The sequence below is a fragment of the Burkholderia sp. Ax-1724 genome (assembly GCF_011752995.1).
GTDB lineage: Bacteria > Pseudomonadota > Gammaproteobacteria > Burkholderiales > Burkholderiaceae > Paraburkholderia.
Genome location: NZ_VWWL01000001.1, coordinates 94,147 through 113,810, shown reverse-complemented (window position 1 = coordinate 113,810; position 19,664 = coordinate 94,147). Strand labels below are relative to the sequence as shown.

The following is a 19,664-nucleotide window of genomic DNA, read 5'->3' as shown; positions in this document are numbered from 1 at the left end:
GCTTCAAGTAAAATAGGCCCCCATGGCTAACCTCGCACTCTTCGATCTCGACCACACGCTCATTCCCACCGACAGCGACCACGAATGGGGCCGCTTCATGGTGAAAAAAGGCATGGTCGACGCCGAAAATTTCGCCCGTGAAAACGACCGCTTCTACGCCGACTACAAAGCCGGCCAGCTCGACATTCACGCTTATCTGATCGCCATGCTGACGCCGCTCGCCAGGTACTCGCGCGCGCAGCTTGCCGACCTTCACGCGCAGTACATGCACGAGGTCATCACGCCGGCCATCCTGCCGGCCGCGCTCGAACTCGTGAAGCAGCACCGCGAAGCGGGCGACCTCTGCTGCGTTGTCACCGCCACCAACGAATTCATCACGCGGCCGATCGCCCAGGCATTCGGCGTCGACGCGCTGATCGCCTGCGAGGCGGAAACCGTCGGCGGCGATCCGCACGGCGCTTACACGGGCCGCCCGACCGGCACGCCGAGCTACAAGGAAGGCAAGATCGTGCGCACCGAAATGTGGCTCGCCTCGCTCGGCAAGAACTGGAGCGACTTCGAGCACAGCTATTTCTATAGCGATTCGCACAACGACATCCCGCTGCTCGAAAAAGTCACCGATCCCATCGCGACCAATCCGGACGACACGTTGCGCGCCCATGCGCAAGCCAAAGGCTGGCGCATCCTCGAACTCTTTCAACCCTCGTGATCAAGAAACTCATTCGCAAGCTCTTCGGCCAGGACGCGGCGACCGCTGACGACACGCTCTCCGCCGAAACCCACGCCGAGGCCGGCGACGCCAAAGGCAACGCATCGGCGCGCGGCAAGTCCGGCGCCGGCACGAGCGCTTCCGGCACGGCCGCGAAGCCGCGCCGCAAATCCGCCGCGGCCGCCGCCAAAGCGCCGCGCGAACCGGACGCGCCCGTCATCATTCCGCACGACGTGCACGGCATCGACCCCACGCTGATCTCGCGCAACGCGATCCGCGTCACCGAAGGTCTGCAACAGGCGGGCTACCGTGCGTTCATCGTCGGCGGTGCGGTGCGCGACCTGCTGCTCGGCGTGAAACCGAAAGACTTCGACGTCGCGACCGACGCGACGCCCGAACAGGTGCAGAAGCTGTTCCGCCGCGCTCGCATCATCGGCCGGCGCTTCCAGATCGTGCACGTGCAGTTCGGCCAGGAAATCATCGAGACCTCGACGTTCCGCGCGCTCGTCGATCCGCCCGCGGCCGACGCCGCGCCGCCGAAGCGCCTGAAGCGCGACGAGCTCGACCGCCGCACCCATGCGGTCGACGCGAGCGGCCGCGTGCTGCGCGACAACGTCTGGGGCGAGCAGCACGAAGACGCCACGCGCCGCGACTTCACGATCAACGCGATGTACTACGATCCGGCCACGCAAACCGTGCTGGACTACCACAACGGCATGGCCGACATCCGCGCACGCCTGCTGCGCATGATCGGCGACCCGGCCACGCGCTATCGCGAAGACCCGGTGCGCATGCTGCGCGTCGTGCGTTTCGCCGCCAAGCTCGGCTTCGAGATCGACGACGCAACGCGCGCGCCGATCAAGAAGATGGCCGACCTCATCAACAACGTGCCCGCCGCGCGTCTGTTCGACGAGATGCTCAAGCTCATGCTGTCGGGTCACGCGCTCGCATGCCTGAAGCGGCTGCGCCAGGAAGGCCTGCATCACGGACTGCTGCCGCTGCTCGACGTCGTGCTCGAACAGCCGACCGGCGAGAAATTCATCTCGCTCGCTCTCTCCAGCACCGACGCGCGCGTGCTGGCCGGCAAGCCGGTCTCGCCGGGCTTCCTGTTCGCGACGCTGCTGTGGCACGACGTGCAGCAGCGCTGGCAGAAATTCGAGGCCGAAGGCGAGTACCCGGTGCCCGCGCTGCATCGCGCGATGGACGAAGTGCTCGACATGCAAACCGAGAAACTCGCGATCCACAAGCGCTTCTCGGCCGACATGCGCGAGATCTGGGGTCTGCAGCTGCGCCTCGAAAAACGTTCGGGCCGCAGCGCGCTGAAGCTGCTGGAACACCAAAGATTTAGAGCGGGGTATGATTTCCTCCTGTTGCGCTGCGCCTCGGGCGAACTCGACGAGTCGGCCGGCGCATGGTGGACGGAGTTCATCGAAGGAGACGCCGCCGCGCGCGAGACATTGCTCACGCAAGGCGGGAAGGACCGGAGCCCCAGAAAACGCCGGCGGCGCGGAGGCGCCAGAAACCGCAAATCAGGTGACGGAATGGAGGGCGGCACACCAGCCGAACGCACGGACAACGACGCGGGCCACACAGGCTCGCACGAAGACTGACGCGGCGTTCGCGGAAGCCGTCGAACGATAGTTGCAGGAAGTTATGCCATGACGGTTGCTTATCTTGGTCTCGGCGCGAATCTCGGGGACGCGCGTCAGACCCTGAAAGACGCGGTGGTGTGCCTCGCACAACAGCACACCATCACCGTGCTCGCCAAATCGAGCCTGTATCGCACCGCCCCGATCGACGCGGGCGGCGACGACTATTTCAACTGCGTCGTGAAGCTCGAAACGACGCTCCCCGTGCGGCATCTGCTCGCGCTGTGCCACAAGATCGAGCATCACTTCGGCCGCGAGCGGCCGTTTCGCAACGCCCCGCGCACGCTCGACCTCGACATCCTGCTGTACGGCGATCAGTCGATCGACGAAGCCGATCTGATCGTGCCGCATCCGCGTCTCGTGGAGCGCGCATTCGCGCTCGTGCCGCTCGTCGAAATCGACGCGGCGATCATCATTCCGCAACATGGGCGCGCTAGCGCGCTGCTCGAACATGTCCGCGATCAGCGCATCGAAAAGATGAAGGGGCCGTGCCAGTGCCCGATGCTCAACGCGCTGAACGGCGACGATTCCGCCGATAAGGGCCGCTGCGAATGAGTTCGCCGCCGCTCACGGTCACCGCGCCGCAACTACGTCCGCCGTTCGGCTATCTCGCGATCGAAGGGCCGATCGGCGTCGGCAAGACCTCGCTCGCGCGGCGCCTCGCGCAACGCTGGTCGATGCAGGAGCTGTTCGAGCGCCCGCACGAGAATCCGTTTCTGGAACGCTTCTATCGCGATACCGCGCGCTACGCGCTGCCGGTGCAACTGCACTTCGCGCTGCAACGCACGCAGCAGGCGCACGAAGTGAGCGCGGCGCAGGCCACCGGCACGCCGCTCGTCGCCGACTTTCTCACGCAGAAAAACGACATCTTCGCGCGTCTCACCTTGCAGGAAGACGAGTGGCAGCTATATCGCGCGCTCGCCGCCCGGCTCGACGTCAGCGCGCCCGCGCCGGACTTCGTCGTCTATCTGCAGGCGAGCCCCGAGGTGCTGTTCGCGCGCATCCAGAAGCGCGCGGTGCCGATGGAACTGCAGATTTCCGACGCCTATCTGCGCGCGCTCTGCGACGCATACAACGAGTTCTTCTACCACTACGACCACACGCCCGTGCTGACGGTCAACGCCGAGCACCTGAATCCACTCGACTCCGATGCGGACCTCGCGCTGCTCGCCGAACGCATCGAGACGATGCGCGGCCGCAAGGAATTCTTCGTCAAAGGCACCTCGCTCTAAGCGGGCTCGGCCATTTCTTTTTCCATTGGATTAACCATGACCTATTTGCAGGAAGCGAGCCGGAGCGCTATCACCGTGCCGAAACTGCAGGCAATGCGCGACGCCGGCGAAAAAATCGCGATGCTCACCTGCTACGACGCGAGTTTTTCCGCGCTGCTCGACCGCGCGGGCGTCGACGTGCTGCTGATCGGCGACTCGCTCGGCAATGTGCTGCAAGGGCAGACAACCACGCTGCCGGTGTCGCTTGCCGACATCGCGTATCACACGGCGAGCGTCGCACGCGCGCGGCCGTCGGCGCTGATCGTTGCCGACATGCCGTTCGGCACGTACGGCACGCCGGAAGACGCGTTCAGAAGCGCGGTCGAACTAATGCGCGCGGGCGCGCAGATGGTCAAGCTCGAAGGCGGCGAATGGCTCGCGGGCACGGTGCGTCATCTGGTCGAGCGTTCGGTTCCGGTGTGCGCGCACGTCGGGCTCACGCCGCAGTCGGTGCATGCGTTCGGCGGCTTCAAGGTGCAGGGCAAGACCGAAGCGGCGGCGAGCCAGTTGCTGCGCGATTCGCTCGCGGTACAGGAAGCCGGCGCGCAGCTGATCGTGATGGAAGCGATTCCGTCGCCACTCGCGAGCGAGGTCACGAAGCAGTTGCGCATTCCGACGATCGGCATCGGCGCGGGGCTCGACTGCTCGGGTCAGGTGCTCGTGCTGCACGACATGCTCGGGATTTTCCCCGGCAAGCGTCCGCGCTTCGTGAAGGATTTCATGCAGGGGCAGCCGAGCATTCAGGCGGCGGTCGAGACGTATGTGCGGGCGGTGAAAGAGGGAGCGTTTCCAAGCGCCGAGCACACGTTCTGATGCAGCGCTTCTGTTGAAATTTCTGTGTGCTTCGCCGCGGCTCCGCTTCGCGCTCTAGCGAACGACCCGCGCCGGCACCGCGCCGCGCAATGCGTTGCAGACCAGCAGCGCCTCGGCATTCAGCACGTCGACCTGGGTCAGTACTCTTTCTCCGGCCTGCAGGCCCGCCGCCGCCTCGAGCAACACGCTCCGCATCACGCCTGGCAGCACGCCCGATTCGAGCGGCGGCGTCCACCATTGCCCCGCGAGCTTCACGAATACGTTCGAGCGGCCGCCTTCGGTCAGCTCACCGCGTTCGTTGAAGAACAGCGTATCGAATGCGCCCTTCGCTTCGGCTTCACGCCAGCCGCGGTCGTAGCCGGCGCGGCGGGTGGTCTTGTGGCGCAGCAGCGGATCGTTCGCCTGCGTCGGCGCGAACTGCTGTTCGGCGCCGAGCAGAACGCCGACGGTCGACTCCGTCAACGGCGTGAGCACCGCGGCCGTGATCTGCACCGCGCCGCTCTTGCTCAATGCGAGCCGCACGCGATGCGGCGTTTGTCCGGGCAGCGCCGCACACTGTGCGTCGATCTGCTCGCGAATGCCGGCTTCGTCGAAACCAAAGCCGAACGTCGCCGCACTCGACGACAGGCGCCGCAGATGGCGCGCCAGATGCCGCACGCCGTCTTCCCGCGTCGCGTACATCGTTTCGAAAAGTTCGAAGCCCGGCTCCGCGCCGGTCAGAAAACGTGCTTTCAATTGACACTCCGCATGTTCGTCGGCGGCAACGCTGTCGAGAACGATACCCGCGCCGATGCCCATGCTGCCGCGGAAACAGGTGGTGTCGCCCGCTTGCGTTTGCGCGGATGGACTCAGCGTTAGCGTACGGATGGCGACCGAGAGACAGAAGTCGCCGCACAAGGACGTGTTCGCGGCCGCCTCTGCGTGGGTAACGGTGGCGTGTGTAACGGCATCCGACTGCGCGCTGTCAGCATTCGCAAAAGGCGCATCGAGCCAGCCGATCGCGCCCGTATACAACCCGCGCGGCGTGCTTTCGAGTTCGTCGATCAATTGCATCGTGCGATGCTTCGGCGCGCCGGTAATCGAGCCGCACGGAAACAGCGCGCGCAGGATCGTGGCAAACGACGTGCCGCCTTGCAACGTCGCGACCACCGTCGACGTCATCTGCCAGACCGACGCATACGGCTCGACCGAGAACAGCGCCGGCACCTTGACCGAACCGGTCTGGGCGACGCGCGACAGGTCGTTGCGCAACAGATCGACGATCATCACGTTCTCGGCGCGGTTTTTCGGATCGTTGGCGAGAAACTCGGCGGTCCGCTGGTCAGCGGATGGATCGTGCGAGCGCGGCGCCGTGCCCTTCATCGGCCGCGCGCGCAACGTCGCGCCCTGCTTCTCGACGAACAGCTCCGGCGAGCACGACAACACCCAGCCGCCGCCCGGCAAGGCGGCAAGCGCACCGAACGGCACCGGCTGGCGCGCGCGCAAGCGCCGATACAACGCCACCGGCGGCCCGAATACGTCGAAACCGAGCCGGTACGTGTAGTTGACCTGATAGGAATCGCCCGCGCGCAGGGCAGCGTGAATCGCCTCGATCGCCGCGTTGAACTGCGCGGAATCGACGCTCGCGCGCACGTTGGCCGTGCCCGCGACCGAAGGCTCGAGCGCGTCGTTGTCGCGCGCGATCAGCCATGCATCGACCTCTTCGCGCGAAAGCCTCGCACAGCGTTCGAACAATAAAAAACGCAGCGCGGCATTGCCACGCTGCGTTTCCGAAGACCGGCGCGCATCGAGACCCATGAGCGCGCGGCCGAATTCATAGTCGGCGAGCACGACGGCATGCAAACCGCTGCGCGCGTCCGCGACGACGCTTGCGCACACGGCGTCGAGCAGCGCGGCATCCGCGCAGACCCGCTCATGCACAAAACCCGTGTACAGACGACTCGAACGGCGCGCCGCCGTTGCGCCGCAATCGTCGAGCAGCGCGAATACCGCGCCGCGCTCATCCGCCGTCATGCTTATCGCCGAATCGGACTGCGATTAATCGAAGAAACTCTTCACCCGATCAAACCAGCTCTTGCTCTGCGGGCTGTGCCGCGCCCCGCCTTCCACGAGCGCCTTCTCGAACTGCTTGAGCAGATCGCGCTGCGTGTCGGTGAGCTTGACCGGCGTTTCGACCTGCACGTGCACATACAGATCGCCGGCGATGCTCGAGCGCAAGCCCTTGATACCCTTGCCGCGCAAACGGAACGTCTTGCCCGACTGCGTGCCTTCCGGCACCGTGAAGCTCGCGCGGCCCGCGAGCGTCGGCACTTCGATCTCGCCGCCGAGCGCCGCCGTGGTGAACGGAATCGGCATCTGGCAATGCAGGTCGTCGCCGTCGCGCTCGAACACCGAATGCTGCTTGATGTGAATCTCGACGTACAGATCGCCCGACGGACCGCCGTTGATGCCCGGCTCGCCGTTGCCGGCCGAGCGGATACGCATGCCGTCGTCGATACCGGCCGGAATCTTCACTTCCAGCGTCTTGGTTTCCTTCACCTTGCCTGCGCCGTGGCAGTGACCGCACGGATCGGGAATATACGTGCCGGTGCCGTGGCACTTCGGGCAGGTCTGCTGGATGCTGAAAAAGCCCTGCGACATGCGCACCGAGCCCGAGCCGCTACAGGTCGGGCAGGTTTCCGGCTTGGTGCCGGGCTTTGCGCCCGAACCGTGACAGACTTCGCACGAAACCCAGCTCGGCACGCGGATTTGCGTGTCGTAGCCATGCGCGGCCTGTTCGAGCGTGATTTCCATGCTGTAGCGCAGATCGGCGCCACGATAGACCTGCGGACCGGCACGGCCGCCGCCGCGTGCGGCGCCCCCGGCCGCCTGGCCGAAGATGTCGCCGAAAATATCGCCGAATGCATCGGCAAAACCGCCGAAGCCTTGGGCGCCGGCCCCACCCATGTTCGGATCGACGCCCGCGTGGCCGTACTGGTCGTACGCGGCACGCTTTTGCGAGTCCGACAGCATTTCATAGGCTTCCTTCACTTCCTTGAAATGCTCTTCCGCATCCTTGTTGCCCGGGTTGCGGTCGGGGTGGTGCTTCATCGCGAGCTTGCGATAAGCCTTCTTGATTTCGTCGTCGCTCGCGTTCTTTGCGACGCCCAGAACCTCGTAGTAATCCCGTTTCGCCATATCGGTTCAACGCCACCCGCGCAATGCGGCGCGGTAGCTCCTTTTGAATGCTGGAGTCTCACGACTCGTCCGGCCGTTGTTTTCACCCGCTTCGACGCGACTCAAAACAACGCCCTCCATAAAACAAATGTGCCCGGAGAGCCGAAAAGGCTCGCCAGGCGCGATAACCGCTCTTGCACTCAGACCGTCCGAAAGGACGCCGTTTTTTGTGCAGCCGGGCCGCGCACATTGCTGTGCGCGGCTTTACGGTCGGATGACGACCTGGCTTTAGTCCTTCTTCACTTCCTTGAACTCGGCGTCGACCACGTCGTCGGCCTGCTGGCTCGCGCCCGCCGATGCACCGGCACCCGCCGCCGCACCCGCTGCTGCCGCTTCGGCACCTTGCGCAGCCTGCATGTCGGCGTACATCTTCTCGCCCATCTTCTGCGAGGCGGTAGCCACGGCTTCGATCTTCGCTTCGATCGCGGCCTTGTCGCTCGACGCGTTCTTCAGCGTGTCTTCGAGGTCCTTCAGCGCGGTTTCGATCGTTTCCTTCTCGCCAGCTTCCAGCTTGTCGCCGTATTCGGTGAGCGCCTTCTTCGTGCTGTGAACAAGCGCGTCACCCTGGTTGCGGGCGTCGGCCAGCTCACGCAGCTTGTGATCTTCTTCCGCGTTCGCTTCGGCGTCCTTCACCATCTTCTCGATTTCGGCTTCGGACAGGCCCGAGTTCGCCTTGATCGTGATGCGGTTTTCCTTGCCGGTCGCCTTGTCCTTCGCGCCGACGTGCAGAATGCCGTTCGCGTCGATGTCGAAGCTCACTTCGATCTGCGGCACGCCGCGCGGGGCCGGCGGAATGCCTTCGAGGTTGAACTCGCCGAGCAGCTTGTTGCCCGCTGCCATTTCGCGTTCGCCCTGGAACACCTTGATCGTCACGGCGCTCTGATTGTCGTCAGCCGTCGAGTAGACCTGCGCGTGCTTGGTCGGGATCGTGGTGTTCTTGTTGATCATCTTCGTCATCACGCCGCCGAGCGTTTCGATGCCGAGCGACAACGGAGTCACGTCGAGCAGCAGCACGTCCTTGCGGTCGCCCGACAGCACCTGGCCCTGGATCGCGGCACCGACGGCCACGGCTTCGTCCGGGTTCACGTCGCGGCGCGGTTCCTTGCCGAAAAACTCCTTCACCTTATCCTGCACCTTCGGCATGCGGGTCATGCCGCCAACCAGGATCACGTCGTCGATTTCGCCGACCTTCACGCCCGCGTCCTTGATCGCGACACGGCACGGCTCGATCGTGCGTTCGATCAGCTCTTCGACCAGCGCTTCCAGCTTGGCGCGCGTGATCTTCAGGTTCAGGTGCTTCGGACCCGACGCGTCGGCCGTGATGTACGGCAGGTTGATTTCGGTCTGCTGGCTCGACGACAGTTCGATCTTCGCCTTTTCAGCCGATTCCTTCAGGCGCTGCAGCGCGAGCACGTCTTTCGACAGATCGACGCCCTGCTCTTTCTTGAACTCGCCGATGATGTAGTCGATGATGCGCTGGTCGAAGTCTTCGCCGCCGAGGAACGTATCGCCGTTCGTGGAGAGCACTTCGAACTGCTTCTCACCGTCGACGTCGGCGATTTCGATGATCGACACGTCGAACGTGCCGCCGCCCAGGTCGTACACCGCGATCTTGCGGTCGCCCTTTTCGGCCTTGTCCAGACCGAACGCGAGAGCCGCAGCGGTCGGTTCGTTGATGATGCGCTTGACTTCCAGACCGGCGATGCGGCCCGCGTCCTTGGTCGCTTGACGCTGGCTGTCGTTGAAGTACGCCGGCACCGTGATCACGGCTTCCGTAACCGGCTCGCCGAGGTAGTCCTCAGCGGTTTTCTTCATCTTGCGCAGCACTTCGGCGGAGATTTGCGGCGGAGCGAGCTTCTGATCGCGCACTTCGACCCATGCGTCGCCGTTGTCGGCCTTCATGATCCTGTACGGCATCAGGCCGATGTCCTTCTGCACTTCCTTCTCTTCGAAGCGGCGGCCGATCAGGCGCTTGACCGCGTACAGCGTGTTCTTCGGGTTCGTGACCGACTGACGCTTGGCCGGCGCGCCAACGAGGATCTCGCTATCTTCCATGTAAGCGATGATCGACGGCGTGGTGCGCGCGCCTTCCGAGTTCTCGATCACCTTGACCGAGTTGCCTTCCATGATCGCCACGCACGAATTGGTCGTGCCGAGGTCGATGCCGATGATTTTGCCCATTTTTACTAATCTCCTGACTTTGATCGCTGCGGGAAGCGCCCGGTTGGCCCATCCGGCCCGAAGGCGCCCCGCTCTCAATTCATACCTGCACTCAAAATAAGTGCGGCCACATCGTTTTCAAGACCTCTTTTACGATGCGGTCTTTAAATTTTTTCAATCACGGGACTGCCGCCCGAGCGAAGCCGCGCGGCGCTTACTTCGGTGCCGCGACGGTCACGAGCGCGGGACGCAGCACGCGATCGGCGATCACGAAGCCCTTCTGCAACACCGCGACGACGGTGTTCGGCTCCTGGTCGGCCGGCACCATCGAGATAGCCTGGTGGCGATGCGGGTCGAACTTCTCCCCGACCGGATTGATGGCGACGACGCGGCCCTTCTCGAGCGCGCCGCTCAATTGACGCAGCGTGAGTTCGACGCCTTCGCGAACCTTCTGCAGGTCGTCCGACGAATGGGCGACGGCCGCTTCGAGGCTGTCGATCACCGGCAGCAGATGCTCGGCGAAGCTCTCGATCGCAAACTTGTGCGCCTTGGTGATGTCTTCCTGAGCGCGACGGCGCACGTTCTCGGTTTCGGCCTTCGCGCGCAGGAAGCTTTCCTGCAACTCGGCGATCTTCGCCTGAGCGTCGGCCAGCGCCTGCTCGCCGGCTGCCGGCGCTTCGGCGCCCGCGGCGGCTTCCTGCGGGGCGGCTGCGGCCTCGGCGGCCTGGCGCGCGGCTTCGTCGGCGGGCGTGGGAGTCTGGCTCGTCGGGTTCTCTTGCGTGTTTTCCATGTCGCTGAAAGTCGTTAAAAAGTAAAAACCAACGGTGACGCAAACACATGACACGCGTCGGGATTTGTGCGTTGCAAAATCGCGACACGCGCGTTCGCGCGCAACCGCATACAAAACTGCAGATGGGGCCGCAAAGAGCCGTTTCAAGCGGCTCTCGGGGCTCTTTTCGCACCACCGGTGTGCAGGCGAAATGCGCCGTAACAACCGTTAACGTGGCGCAATCAGATAGGGATTGAGTGCGGCCGGCAACTGGCCTATTCTCCACTCATACATCGGAAACGCCACGTTAACCCTAATCTAACGTAGACCTTACCGACGTCTGACAGTTGTACCTATTCAGCCCGTTTCAATCTTCCCAAGGGGAGTACCGTGAAACTGACCTTTGCAATCGGGGTGGTCGCACTGGTACTGATCGCGGGTACCACGACCATCTGTATGTCCGGTGCGGTCAACGACCACACCACCGAATACGGCGGCGTGCACGCCACGATGGAACAGTTCTTCAATCCTCACCTGAAAATCTGTCGATAGAGCGCCGGTCGCGCTTGGTCGGCCGCCCGTGCAACGCGGCGGCCGGCTCGCGATAGATCCTGCGCCGCTCCTGCTCGACCTGCCGCTTCAGCCTGCTTTCTTCGGTCTCTACATAAAGCGTCTGCGCGACGCTCGCCGGGCCGCGCACGTCGCACACGCCCAGCACTTCCACCTGCCACACGACCCGTTCGATCTCGATCTCGACGAAGTCGCCGACGCGCACGTCCTTCGCCGGCTTCACCGCCGCTCCGCCGATGCGTACCCGCCCCTTCTCGACGGCGTCCGCGGCCAGCGAACGCGTCTTGAAAAAACGCGCCGCCCACAGCCATTTGTCGATGCGCAGCTTCGCGCCCGGTTCGGTTGAAATGCGGTAATTCATCGGCGTCTTCACGCTCCCGTGGTGTGCGGCACCGGCACCGCCTGCACCGGCCAGCCCTGCAGATTCTGCGCGACGATCTCGCCGAGCGCGGCGATCCACGGCGGCGATACGTTCAGACACGCGATCCGGTGAAACTCCTTGCCGCCCGCATGCAGAAACTCGTCGCGCACTTCCATGCCGATTTCCTCGATCGTTTCGAGGCAGTCGGCGGTAAAGCCCGGACAGAACACGTCGGCGCGCCGCACGCCCGCCGCGCCGAGTTCCTTCAGCGTGGGCGCCGTGTAGGGCTGCAGCCACTCGGCCTTGCCGAAGCGCGACTGGAACGTGATGCGGCATTCGACCGGCGTGAGTCCGAGCGCCTGCATCAGCAGCGCGCCGGTTTGCTGGCATTGCTCGTGGTAGGGGTCGCCGAGATCGAGCGTGCGCTTGGGCACGCCATGAAAACTGAACACGAGCTTGTCGCCGGCCGCGAAGTCGGGACGGCCATGCTGATGCCAGTACTGATGCACCTGCGCGGCGAGCGCCGCGATATACGCCGGATGATCGGCGTACTGACGCACCGTGCGGATTTCCGGCTGGTTGCGCATGCGCTTGAGCGCGGAGAAGGCATCGTCGAAAGCGGTGGCCGTGGTCGACGCCGAGTATTGCGGGTACATCGGCATCAGCAGCACGCGCTCGGCGCCCGCGAGCTTCAACTGGTTCAGCATCGCCGGAATGCCAGGCGTGCCGTAGCGCATCGCGTAGTCGACGAGCACCGTGTAGTCGTTCACCTGCAGCAGATGGCGCAAGCCTTCCACCTGCTTTTCCGTATGCACGCGCAGCGGGGAGCCCTCGGGCATCCAGACCGCCGCGTACTTCTTCGCGGAACTGCGGCCGCGAAACGGCAAAATCAGCAGACGCAGAATGAACTGCCAGAGCAACGCCGGAATTTCGACCACGCGCGGATCGGACAGAAACTGCGCGAGATAACGGCGCACCGCGCGCGGCGTCGGCGCGTCGGGCGTGCCGAGGTTGATGAGCAACACGGCGACGCGATGCGACGAAGCGTTCTGGGAGGGCCGCTCGAGGTCGAAGCGCATAGGCAGCGGAAGTCGCCGCATGACGCGGCAAATCGATTCAATGGGGATTCATTATAGCGGCGCGGGTCGGGCGAGGCGTCGCCAGGCGTCCCTGGCCGTTCGGCCGATTGGCAGGCCGCGCGCCATGACGCATCATGGCCGGCACGGGCTGCGCTGACGGCAGCGCGGCAAACCGGAGGAACGGCTGCCGGATGATTGCCGGATGATTGCCGGGCTGATTACTGCTGACTACTGCTGGCTCAGCGTCAGCGAGAGCAGGCGCGCGGTGATGTCGACGATCGGAATCACGCGGTTGTAGGCCATGCGGGTCGGGCCGATCACGCCAAGCGTGCCGACGATCTTGCCGTTCACCTCGTACGGCGCGGTGACCACGCTCATTTCCTCGATCGGCACGAGATTCGATTCGCCGCCGATGAAAATCTGCACGCCCGCCGCGTGACTCGACACGTCGAGCAACTGAAGGAGGCTGGTTTTCTGGTCGAACACGTCGAACAGCTTGCGCAGGCGCGCCATGTCCGACGAAAGATCGGCGACTTCGAGCAGATTGCGCTCGCCCGAGATCAGCACGGTCTCGCCGGTGTCGGATTCGTCGGTGCTGGCGGTGACGGCCGCGTGCATCAGCGAGGTCATGTCGCCGCGCAGTTCGTCGATTTCCTCGCGCAGGCGGCGGCGCACTTCGTCGAACGAAAGGCCGGCGAAATGCGCGTTGATGTAGTTGGAGGCCTCGACCAGTTGCGACGGCGAGAAGTCGCGCTGGGTCGCGAGCATGCGGTTCTGCACGTCGCCTTCGGGCGTCACGATGATGAGCAGGATGCGCTTGTCGGACAGGCGCATGAACTCGATCTGCTTGAATACGTGGCTGCGGCGCGGCGTGAGCACGACGCCGGCGAACTGCGAGAGGCTCGACAGCACGCTCGCCGCCGCGGCGACGATCTTCTGCGGCTCGCCCACCTGCAGCGTGGTCTTGACCGTGCGCATCACGGCCTCTTCGTCCGCGGCGGATTCGACCGTCAGCATCGTATCGACGAAAAGCCGGTAGCCGCGCGGCGTCGGAATGCGCCCCGCCGACGTGTGCGGACTGATCACGAGCCCCAGTTCCTCGAGGTCCGACATCACGTTGCGGATCGTGGCCGGGCTCAGTTCGAGGCCCGAATAACGTGACAGCGTGCGCGAGCCGACCGGCTGACCTTCGGCGATGTAGCGCTCAATCAGCGTTTTGAGGAGGGTTTGTGCGCGAGGATCTAGCATGACGAAAAATTTTAGCTCAAGGGCCCGGCTACCGCGAGCACGCACGGCGCCCGCTCCGCGCGAACGCTCCACCGCCGGCCGGCGCGCCGCGCGGCGGCGCTTTCACGCACGGCCGGGCTCCTGGCCGCGCGCCACACCGCACTTTAGCCGGCGCACATGTCATCAGGGCTTCACTATTCTAACGATAATCGCGAGATACGCCGACGGCCCGCGAGCACCGGCTCGCCACCGGGTCTGTCTGCGGTTCTTTTCAGGCCCCACCTATGGTGTAATGCCGGCATGCAAGTGACCAGCCAGTTCAAGACCGTCGCGCTCGTCGGGCGCAGCAACACGCCAGGCATCGGCGAGCCGCTCGTCGCGCTCGCTTCGTGCATCGCGAAGCTCGGCCTCGAAGTCGTGTTCGAAGCCAGCACCGCCGCCGAAATCGGCGTGACCGACTACCCGGCGCTGCGGCCCGCCGAGATCGGCGCGCGCGCCGACGTCGCCGTGGTGCTCGGCGGCGACGGCACGATGCTCGGCATCGGCCGCCAGCTCGCCCCGTACCGCACGCCGCTGATCGGCATCAATCACGGGCGGCTTGGCTTCATCACCGACATTCCGATCTCCGACATGCGGGAAACCATCCCGCAAATGCTCTCGGGCAATTTCGAGCGCGAGGAGCGCGTGCTGCTCGAGGCGCGCATCATGCGCGAGGGCAACCCGATCTACCATGCGCTCGCCTTCAACGACGTGGTGGTGAACCGCAGCGGCGTCTCGGGCATGGCGGAGCTGCGCGTGTCGGTGGACGGGCGCTTCATGTACAACCAGCGCTCGGACGGCCTGATCGTCGCGACGCCGACCGGCTCGACCGCCTACGCGCTGTCCTCGCAGGGGCCGATCCTGCATCCGCAACTGCAGGGTTTCGTGCTCGTGCCGATCGCGCCGCATGCGCTGTCGAACCGGCCGATCGTGCTGCCGGACGACTCGAAGGTGAGCATCCAGATCGTTTCCGGCCGCGAAGTGAACGTCAATTTCGACATGCAGTCGTTCACCTCGCTCGCGCTCGGCGACACGATCGAGGTGCGCCGCTCGCGCCATACGGTGCCGATGCTGCATCCGGTCGGCTACAGCTATTACGCGACGCTGCGCAAGAAGCTGCACTGGCACGAGTACCCGTCGCACGAAGAAGACTCCAAATCCTGAGCGGCGCTGCCCTATTCGAGCGCGCCCGCCGCCGTGGTTGACACCTGAACCCCAAGCTCACCAGACGACTTCCATGCTTCGCCATCTCTCGATACGCGACTTCGTGATCGTCGCCGCGCTCGACCTCGAATTCGACGGCGGCTTTACCGTTTTCTCGGGCGAAACCGGCGCCGGCAAGTCGATCCTGATCGATGCGCTCGCGCTCGCGCTCGGCGCGCGCGCCGATGCGAACGTCGTGCGCACGGGCGAGAGCCGCGCCGACATCACCGCCGAATTCGAGACGCACGCGCAGGTCGACGCATGGCTCGACGCGCAGGCGCTCGGCGCGGCCGAGGCCGACGACGGCCAGCATGGCAGCACGGTAATGCTGCGGCGCGTGGTCGACGCGAACGGCCGTTCGCGAGCGTTCATCAACGGCACGGCGGCGACGCTTGCGCAACTGCGCGAAGTCGGCGAAATGCTCGTCGACATTCACGGCCAGCACGCGCACCAGTTGCTGATGCGTCCGGACGCGCAACGCGAGCTGTTCGACACGCACGCGGGTCTTTCGGACATCTCGGCCACGGTCACACGCGCATGGCGCACATGGCGCGAGAAGGTCCAGGCGGTCGAGCATGCGCAGACGCGCGACCGCGAACTGCAACTGGAGCGCGAACGGCTCGCCTGGCAGCTCGCCGAGCTCGACAAGCTCGCGCCGCAGCCCGGCGAATGGGAAGAGATCAACACCGAGCATAAGCGGCTGTCGCATTCCGCGAATCTGATCGACGGCGTGCAGGGCGCGCTCGGCGCGCTGTCCGAATCGGACGAGGCGATGATCGCGCACCTCGGCTCGATCGTCTCGAAAATGCGCGACCTCGCGGAGATCGACCCGGCGCTCAACGACGTGCTGGCTGCGCTCGAACCGGCGGAAATCCAGTTGCAGGAAGCGGCGTATTCGCTAAGCCATTACGCGCAGCGGCTCGAACTCGATCCCGACCGGCTCGCGCAGGTCGACAAGCGTCTCGACGCGCTGCATTCGGCCGCGCGCAAATTCCGCCTGCAACCGGAAACGCTCCCCGAAGAACACACGGCACGGCGCACGCAACTGGCCGCGCTCGACGCCGCCGCCGACCTCGACGGCCTGCGCGCCGCGCAAGCCCAGGCGAAAGAAGCCTTCCTCGCCGAGGCGAAAAAACTCTCGAAAGCGCGCGCGAAAGCGGGCAAGGCGCTCGGCGGAGCGGTCACGACCGGCATGCAGGAACTGTCGATGAAGGGCGGCAGCTTCGAGGTCGCGCTCGTGCCGCTGCCCGAAGGCGGCGCGCATGGGCTCGAGCAGATCGAGTTCCGCGTGGCCGGGCACGCCGGCGTGCCGCTGCGGCCGCTCGCGAAGGTCGCCTCGGGCGGCGAACTCGCGCGTATCAGCCTTGCGCTCGCGGTCATCGCAAGCGCGGCGAGCCCGACACCGACGCTGATCTTCGACGAAGTGGACACCGGCATCGGCGGCGGGGTCGCCGAAGTGGTCGGCCGGCTGCTGCATCAGCTCGGTCACGCGCGCCAGGTGCTGTGCGTCACCCACTTGCCGCAGGTCGCCGCGCGCGGCGATCACCACTTCCAGGTGGCGAAGACCGGCAACGGCAAGGGCGGCACGATCAGCAGCGTGACCTCGCTCGACAAGGCGAGCCGCATCGAGGAAGTCGCGCGCATGCTAGGCGGTCTCGAAATCACCGCGACCACGCGCAAGCACGCGAAGGAAATGCTGGCGGCGTAAGTCGGACGTGAGGGGGCCGACATGGCCGCGCGCCCTCACCCCAATACCCTCTTCCACAACGCCAGCACCGCCGCCCGCTCGGTATTCACGCGCACCGGATCGACCCGCGCCTTCTCCATTCCGTCGAGCCGCAGCGTGTGCTGCAGCTTGCGATAGGTGCGATACGCGGCGCCGACCGTCTCCGCTTCGGCCTCGCTCATGAGCCCGAAGCGCGACACTTCGCGCAGCAACGCGATGTTGCCGGTGTTGCGGATCAGCTCGGGATCGCTCGCCGCATGCAGCAGCACCCAGTACTGCACCGTGAATTCGATATCGACCATGCCGCCGCGATCGTGCTTGAGGTCGAACAGTTCCGGCGTATGGTTCGGATGCCCGGCCGCGACACGCTCGCGCATCTCGACGATCTCCTTCGCGAGCGGCGCCGCCTCGCGCGGCGTCGTCAGCACCTGTTCGCGGATCGCCTCGAACTTCGCGCCGATTTCGGCGTCGCCCGCGCAGTAGCGCGCGCGCGTGAGCGCCTGGTGCTCCCAGACCCATGCGGTGTTGGCGGCGTCGCCCTCGCGCAGCTGGTAGCGGCGAAACGCGTCGAGATCGGTGACAAGCAGACCCGACTCGCCGTTCGGCCGCAGCCGCAGGTCGATGTCGAACAGCGTGCCGGCGCCGGTCGCGGTCGTGAGCCACGTAATCAGACGGCGCGTATAGGTCGCGTAGACGTCGGCGGCGGCATCGTCGGGATCGTCGTAGAGGAAGATCAGGTCGAGGTCGGACGCGTAGCCGAGTTCCTTGCCGCCGAGCTTGCCGTACGCGATCACCGCGAAGCGCGGCTCGTCGCGATGCCGTTTCGCCAGTTGCTTCCAGACCGCTTCGAGCGTCACGTCGAGCACCGCGTCGGCCAGCTCGGAGAGGCGGTCGCTCACGTGCTCGACCGAGAGCTTGCCGGCCAGATCGATCAGCAGAATGCGGAACACCTCGGCATGGTGCGCGTGGCGCAGCAGGTCCATCTGCTGCTCCACGCCGTCGGCGGCCGCGAGCCGCAGGCGCAAGCCGCGCTTGAACTCGGCCCAGTCGAACGGGCTGTTGATCGCCTCGCCGTCGAGCAGTTCGTCGAGCAGTTGCGGATGGCGGATCAGATAGCCCGCCGCCCAGCGCGAGCCGCCGAGCACTGACAGCACCTGGTGCAGCGCCTGCGGATATTCGGTCAGCAGCGCGAGATAGGCGCCGCGCCGGCTCACCGCTTCGAGCAGATCGAAAAAGCGCGCGACAGTATTGCCGCGCCGCTCGGGCGGTTCGAGCGTGCGCGCGGCTTCGAGCGCGCGCTGCGCGACGATGTCGAAGCGCTGCCGGCTGCGCTCGTTCAGGCCCATGTAGCGCGACGAGCGCCACACCCCTTGCAGCCGCGCGAGCAGATCGCCGGGCTCGGCCACGCCCAGCTCGATCAGGCGCGCGCGCAGCGCGTCGTCGGCGCTGTCGTCGGCGAGCGCGCTGCTCCAGACCCACGCGGCCGCGCCATCTTCGGGGGCCGCGCAGCCGTCGCGGCCGCTCACCTTGTCGGCGAAAATCTGGTCGAACTGCTGCTCGACGAATTCGCGATGCGCGTCGAGCTTTGCCATCAACGCCGCGTAATCGTCGCAGCCCATCGCGCGGGCCAGTGCCGCGCGGTCTTCGGGATCGACCGGCATCGCATGGGTCTGCGCGTCGTTGCGGTATTGCAGACGGTGTTCGAGCTCGCGCAGAAAGCGGTACGCCTGCGACAGCTTCACGCACACCGCCGGGTCCATCAGCCCATGCGTGGCCGCATGGCGCAGCACGGCGAGCGTCGGCCGCACGCGAAAGCCCGCGTCCTGGCCGCCGCGAATCAGCTGGAACACCTGCGCGCTGAATTCGATTTCGCGGATGCCGCCGCGTCCGAGCTTGATGTCGTCGGCCTTGTCGGGCCGCATCGAGGCGCGGCGCTGCGCTTCCTGGCGAATCTGCAGATGCAGCGCGCGAATCGCGCTGATCACGCCGAAGTCGAGATAGCGCCGGTAGACGAACGGCGTGACGATCGCGTCGAGCTGCTTCGAGAGCCGCTGCGCCGCGGCGCTCCCGCCTTCCGACACGAGCCGGCCCTTGATCCACGCATAGCGTTCCCACTCGCGGCCCTGCACGTAGAAATACTCTTCGAGCATGCCGAGGCTGCACACGAGCGGCCCCGAATCGCCGTTCGGCCGCAAGCGCATGTCGACGCGAAACACGTAGCCGTCGGCGGTCACTTCGGCGAGCGCGCCGATCAGGCGCTTGCCGAGGCGCGTGAAGAACTCCTGGGTCGCGAGCGGCGAGCGCTGGCCGCCGGCCGTCTCGCCGTCGTCCTCATAGACAAAGATCAGATCGATATCCGACGACACGTTCAGCTCGCGCCCGCCGAGCTTGCCCATGCCGACCACTCCGAGCGTGAGCCGTTCGCCCTGCGGGCCGCGCGGCTCGCCGTAGAGCGCTTCGAGCTCGGCGGTGAGCACCGCGAGCGCGCGCTGGATCGTCGCTTCCGCGAGATCGGTCATCGCGCCCGTGACTTCGGCGATGTCGGCCTCGCCAGCCAGATCGCGCTCCATCACCGCGCAGAACACCTCGGTGCGCAACTGGCGCAGCGCTTTCTTCAGCGCTTCCTCGCCGAGCGGCGCGCCGGCCGGACCGGCCGCCCCGGCGCACAACGCGTCGAGACGGGCATCGATGCGCTCGCGCGTGAGCGGCACGGCGGCCAGCGCGTTCACGTGCTCGACGAGTTGCGGACGGGCCGCGGCGGCACGCGCCGCATAGCGGGAATAGCTGGAACTCAGGAGAGTGGCGTCAGTCATCAAGAATCAGGCTCGCTCGTTGCTGGTTGGCGTTGTCCGGTGTTGTTTCGATGCATGGC

Annotated in this window: 16 protein-coding genes; 8 read left to right on the top strand and 8 right to left on the bottom strand. The window is 65.6% G+C overall.

Features of this window, described 5'->3' with window-relative positions:
- The first annotated feature begins 22 nt into the window (after nucleotides 1-22).
- The 5 genes from F3J19_RS00480 to panB are packed head-to-tail and all read left to right on the top strand — an operon-like array spanning nucleotide 23 to nucleotide 4,442.
- Nucleotides 23-709, top strand: coding sequence for an HAD family hydrolase (locus F3J19_RS00480; protein WP_167036053.1), 687 nt, complete (start codon nucleotides 23-25; stop codon nucleotides 707-709).
- Complete coding sequence (gene pcnB, locus F3J19_RS00475; RefSeq protein WP_167036050.1) at nucleotides 706-2,319, top strand: polynucleotide adenylyltransferase PcnB; 1,614 nt, start codon at nucleotides 706-708, stop codon at nucleotides 2,317-2,319. The genes F3J19_RS00480 and pcnB overlap by 4 nt, the downstream gene beginning before the upstream one ends.
- A 48-nt stretch (nucleotides 2,320-2,367) precedes the next feature.
- Nucleotides 2,368-2,913, top strand: coding sequence for a 2-amino-4-hydroxy-6-hydroxymethyldihydropteridine diphosphokinase (gene folK, locus F3J19_RS00470; RefSeq protein ID WP_167036047.1), 546 nt, complete (start codon nucleotides 2,368-2,370; stop codon nucleotides 2,911-2,913).
- The gene (locus F3J19_RS00465) at nucleotides 2,910-3,590 is read left to right on the top strand and encodes a deoxynucleoside kinase (protein ID WP_167036044.1); all 681 of its coding nucleotides are present in this window, start codon (nucleotides 2,910-2,912) and stop codon (nucleotides 3,588-3,590) included. Before folK ends, F3J19_RS00465 begins: the two co-directional genes overlap by 4 nt.
- Nucleotides 3,591-3,626: 36 nt before the next feature.
- Nucleotides 3,627-4,442: a 3-methyl-2-oxobutanoate hydroxymethyltransferase gene (panB, locus tag F3J19_RS00460; protein ID WP_167036041.1), complete on the top strand. Its 816-nt coding sequence runs from the start codon at nucleotides 3,627-3,629 to the stop codon at nucleotides 4,440-4,442.
- A gap of 54 nt (nucleotides 4,443-4,496) precedes the next feature.
- Here the strand turns inward: panB and F3J19_RS00455 are convergent, their stop codons facing one another.
- The 4 genes from F3J19_RS00455 to grpE form a co-directional block, all read right to left on the bottom strand.
- Nucleotides 4,497-6,455, bottom strand: a complete 1,959-nt coding sequence (locus tag F3J19_RS00455) for a bifunctional anthranilate synthase component I family protein/class IV aminotransferase (RefSeq protein ID WP_167036038.1) — start codon at nucleotides 6,453-6,455, stop codon at nucleotides 4,497-4,499.
- A gap of 24 nt (nucleotides 6,456-6,479) precedes the next feature.
- A complete protein-coding gene (gene dnaJ / locus F3J19_RS00450) occupies nucleotides 6,480-7,619 on the bottom strand; it encodes a molecular chaperone DnaJ (protein ID WP_167036035.1) in 1,140 nt (379 codons plus the stop codon).
- Between the two features lie 267 nt (nucleotides 7,620-7,886).
- The gene (gene dnaK, locus F3J19_RS00445; protein WP_167036032.1) at nucleotides 7,887-9,839 is read right to left on the bottom strand and encodes a molecular chaperone DnaK; all 1,953 of its coding nucleotides are present in this window, start codon (nucleotides 9,837-9,839) and stop codon (nucleotides 7,887-7,889) included.
- Between the two features lie 193 nt (nucleotides 9,840-10,032).
- Nucleotides 10,033-10,608: a nucleotide exchange factor GrpE gene (grpE, locus tag F3J19_RS00440; protein WP_167036029.1), complete on the bottom strand. Its 576-nt coding sequence runs from the start codon at nucleotides 10,606-10,608 to the stop codon at nucleotides 10,033-10,035.
- Nucleotides 10,609-10,977: 369 nt separating this feature from the next.
- Here grpE and F3J19_RS00435 point away from each other — a divergent pair, with 369 nt between their 5' ends.
- Nucleotides 10,978-11,139: a hypothetical protein gene (locus F3J19_RS00435; RefSeq protein ID WP_162842037.1), complete on the top strand. Its 162-nt coding sequence runs from the start codon at nucleotides 10,978-10,980 to the stop codon at nucleotides 11,137-11,139.
- Here F3J19_RS00435 and F3J19_RS00430 read toward each other — a convergent pair.
- The 3 genes from F3J19_RS00430 to hrcA form a co-directional block, all read right to left on the bottom strand.
- Entirely contained in the window at nucleotides 11,111-11,518 is a 408-nt protein-coding gene (locus F3J19_RS00430) for an RNA-binding S4 domain-containing protein (protein ID WP_167036026.1), read from the bottom strand. The two genes, F3J19_RS00435 and F3J19_RS00430, sit on opposite strands and share 29 nt — an antisense overlap.
- Nucleotides 11,519-11,526: 8 nt before the next feature.
- A complete protein-coding gene (hemH, locus tag F3J19_RS00425; RefSeq protein ID WP_167036023.1) occupies nucleotides 11,527-12,597 on the bottom strand; it encodes a ferrochelatase in 1,071 nt (356 codons plus the stop codon).
- Between the two features lie 228 nt (nucleotides 12,598-12,825).
- A complete protein-coding gene (hrcA, locus tag F3J19_RS00420; protein WP_167036020.1) occupies nucleotides 12,826-13,845 on the bottom strand; it encodes a heat-inducible transcriptional repressor HrcA in 1,020 nt (339 codons plus the stop codon).
- 279 nt (nucleotides 13,846-14,124) lie between these two features.
- Between hrcA and F3J19_RS00415 the strand changes: the two genes are divergently transcribed.
- Together F3J19_RS00415 and recN are read left to right on the top strand one after the other, a co-directional pair.
- Entirely contained in the window at nucleotides 14,125-15,027 is a 903-nt protein-coding gene (locus F3J19_RS00415; RefSeq protein ID WP_167036017.1) for an NAD kinase, read from the top strand.
- Nucleotides 15,028-15,100: 73 nt separating this feature from the next.
- Entirely contained in the window at nucleotides 15,101-16,774 is a 1,674-nt protein-coding gene (gene recN, locus F3J19_RS00410) for a DNA repair protein RecN (protein ID WP_167036014.1), read from the top strand.
- 35 nt (nucleotides 16,775-16,809) lie between these two features.
- Here the strand turns inward: recN and glnE are convergent, their stop codons facing one another.
- Entirely contained in the window at nucleotides 16,810-19,605 is a 2,796-nt protein-coding gene (glnE, locus tag F3J19_RS00405) for a bifunctional [glutamate--ammonia ligase]-adenylyl-L-tyrosine phosphorylase/[glutamate--ammonia-ligase] adenylyltransferase (RefSeq protein WP_167036011.1), read from the bottom strand.
- Between the last annotated feature and the right edge of the window lie 59 nt (nucleotides 19,606-19,664).

Bases quoted from the DNA above. Each gene is read 5' to 3' on its own strand.
- folK (WP_167036047.1), top strand. From the start codon at position 2,368: ATGACGGTTGCTTATCTTGGTCTCGGCGCGAATCTCGGGGACGCGCGT.
- F3J19_RS00480 (WP_167036053.1), top strand. From the start codon at position 23: ATGGCTAACCTCGCACTCTTCGATCTCGACCACACGCTCATTCCCACC.
- F3J19_RS00455 (WP_167036038.1), bottom strand. From the start codon at position 6,455: ATGACGGCGGATGAGCGCGGCGCGGTATTCGCGCTGCTCGACGATTGC.
- F3J19_RS00430 (WP_167036026.1), bottom strand. From the start codon at position 11,518: ATGAATTACCGCATTTCAACCGAACCGGGCGCGAAGCTGCGCATCGAC.
- dnaK (WP_167036032.1), bottom strand. From the start codon at position 9,839: ATGGGCAAAATCATCGGCATCGACCTCGGCACGACCAATTCGTGCGTG.
- glnE (WP_167036011.1), bottom strand. From the start codon at position 19,605: ATGACTGACGCCACTCTCCTGAGTTCCAGCTATTCCCGCTATGCGGCG.
- hemH (WP_167036023.1), bottom strand. From the start codon at position 12,597: ATGCGCTTCGACCTCGAGCGGCCCTCCCAGAACGCTTCGTCGCATCGC.
- F3J19_RS00415 (WP_167036017.1), top strand. From the start codon at position 14,125: ATGCAAGTGACCAGCCAGTTCAAGACCGTCGCGCTCGTCGGGCGCAGC.
- recN (WP_167036014.1), top strand. From the start codon at position 15,101: ATGCTTCGCCATCTCTCGATACGCGACTTCGTGATCGTCGCCGCGCTC.
- F3J19_RS00465 (WP_167036044.1), top strand. From the start codon at position 2,910: ATGAGTTCGCCGCCGCTCACGGTCACCGCGCCGCAACTACGTCCGCCG.
- grpE (WP_167036029.1), bottom strand. From the start codon at position 10,608: ATGGAAAACACGCAAGAGAACCCGACGAGCCAGACTCCCACGCCCGCC.
- dnaJ (WP_167036035.1), bottom strand. From the start codon at position 7,619: ATGGCGAAACGGGATTACTACGAGGTTCTGGGCGTCGCAAAGAACGCG.
- panB (WP_167036041.1), top strand. From the start codon at position 3,627: ATGACCTATTTGCAGGAAGCGAGCCGGAGCGCTATCACCGTGCCGAAA.
- hrcA (WP_167036020.1), bottom strand. From the start codon at position 13,845: ATGCTAGATCCTCGCGCACAAACCCTCCTCAAAACGCTGATTGAGCGC.